This window comes from Streptomyces murinus, assembly GCF_002154555.1.
In the GTDB taxonomy this organism is placed as follows: Bacteria; Actinomycetota; Actinomycetes; order Streptomycetales; family Streptomycetaceae; genus Streptomyces; species Streptomyces murinus.
The window spans coordinates 1-2,119 of the sequence record NZ_MUNF01000864.1 but is presented as its reverse complement, the minus strand read 5'-3'; the positions used below and the strand labels follow the sequence as shown (position 1 = coordinate 2,119).

Below are 2,119 nucleotides of genomic sequence, written 5' to 3'. Positions count from 1 at the left end.
ACCTCGCTGCTGGGCGCGGGAGGGGGCGAGGGTCGTCGTCAACGACTACGGCGTCGCCACGGACGGCACCGCGCCCAGCAGCGAGGTCGCCGAGGCCGTCGTGAAGGAGATCGAGGCGGCGGGCGGGGAGGCGGTCGCGGTCGCCGACGACATCTCCACGATGGCGGGCGGACAGCGGGTCGTGGACACGGCGGTGGGCGCGTACGGGCGGCTCGACGGGGTGGTGTGCGTCGCCGGGATCCTGCGCGAGCGGATGCTGTTCAACATGACCGAGGAGGAGTGGGACCCGGTCATCGCGACCCATCTCAAGGGCACGTTCACCGTCTTCCGGGCGGCCGCCGCGGTGATGCGGCGCCAGCGGTCCGGGACGCTGATCGGATTCACCAGCGGGAACCACCAGGGCTCCGTGTCCCAGGCCAACTACAGCGCGGCCAAGGGCGGGATCATCTCGCTGGTCCGCAGCGCGGCGCTGGGCCTGCACAAGTACGGGGTGACGGCCAACGCGGTGGCGCCGGTGGCGCGGACGCGGATGTCGGCCAACGTGCCCATGGAGCTGGCCGGGATGGGGTCGGCGGAGGATGTGGCGGCGCTGGTGGTGTACCTGCTCTCGGACCGGGCGGCGGAGGAGGGGATCACCGGGCAGGTGTACTCGGTGGCGGGGCCGAAGATCGCGGTGTGGGCCCAGCCGTGTGAGCTGCGCTCGGCGTATGCCGAGGGTGGGTCCTGGACGCCGGAGCGGATAGCGGAGTTCCTGCCGGGGGCGGTGGGGGTGGATCCGATGCCGATGCTGTCCCGGCTTTCGGAGATGGAGGAGGCGGCGAGGTCGGGGGCGCGGCCGAACGCCCGATAGCGCCGCTGGAGGGGCACTGCCGGTCCCGGTGTCTGAATGGAGGCGGGTCGTATGGATTTCGGGTTCAGCGAAGAGGACGAAGCCTTTCGAGGTGAGGCGCGGGAGTGGCTCGCGGGCCATGTCGATCCTGCGGTCGGCCGCGGGGACTGGGAACGGACCCTCGGCAAAGACGGCTGGATCGGGCTCGGTTGGACGGAGGGCGGGTACGGAAACCGGACCGGGTCGCTCACCGAGCAGGTCGTCTGGGCCGAGGAGTACGCCCGCTCCGGAGCGCCGCCCAGGTCGGGGCACATCGGGGAGAACCTGTTCGCGCCCACGCTGATCCAGCACGGCACCGAGGAGCAGAAGCGGCGCTTCCTGCCGCCCGTCGCGGCCGGGGAAGAGCTGTGGTGCCAGGGGTACAGCGAGCCCGGCGCCGGTTCCGATCTCGCGGCGGTGCGGACGAAGGCCGTACGCGAAGGGGACCACCACCGGGTCACCGGGCAGAAGATCTGGACCTCCCTCGCACAGGAGGCCGACTGGTGCTTCGTGCTGGCGCGCACCGAGGAGGGGTCGCGGCGGCATCACGGGCTGAGTTTCCTGCTCGTGCCGATGGACCAGCCGGGCCGTATCGAGGTGCGGCCGATCCGGCAGCTGACCGGGACCAGTGACTTCAACGAGGTCTTCTTCGACGGCGCCAGGGCGGAGCATGTCGTCGGCGCGGAGGGCGACGGATGGCGCGTGGCGATGAGCCTGCTCGGCTTCGAGCGGGGGGTGTCCACGCTGGCCCAACAGATCGGGTTCGCGGAGGAGTTGCGGGGGGTCGTGGAGGCGGCCGTACGCGGCGGTGCCGTGCGCGACCCGCTGATCCGGGACCGGCTCGTACGCCAGTGGGCGGAGCTGCGCACCATGCGCTGGCACGCCCTGCGCACCCTGGGCGGGGCGGACGAGCCCGCCGCGCCCAGCGTCGCCAAGCTGCTGTGGGCCAACTGGCACCAGAGGCTGGGAGAGTTGGCCGTACAGGTGCGGGGCGCGGAGGCGGGGGTGGGGCCCGGGGAGTGGTCGGCCGAGGAGCCGTACCGGATCGACGCGGACCAGCAGCTGTTCCTCTTCTCCCGGGCCGACACCATCTACGGCGGCTCGGACCAGATCCAGCGCACGATCATCGCCGAGCGTGTGCTCGGGTTGCCCAGGGAGCCGAAGGGGGTCGGGTGATGCGGGGTGTGGTGTTCGACGGCCGGTGGGTGCGGGTCGTGGACGATCTGGCGGTACGGGAGCCGGGTCCTGGCG

General features: G+C 72.1%; 2 protein-coding genes. Both read left to right on the top strand.

The window, feature by feature from the left end:
- Window positions 1-850 (top strand): SDR family oxidoreductase (locus CCN72_RS36000; RefSeq protein ID WP_086812572.1); only part of this gene is annotated, 850 nt, incomplete at its 5' end.
- Between the two features lie 51 nt (window positions 851-901).
- Window positions 902-2,044 (top strand): acyl-CoA dehydrogenase family protein, encoded by a 1,143-nt coding sequence (locus CCN72_RS35995; RefSeq protein WP_086812570.1) that lies wholly within the window; start codon window positions 902-904, stop codon window positions 2,042-2,044.
- Window positions 2,045-2,119 lie beyond the last annotated feature (75 nt).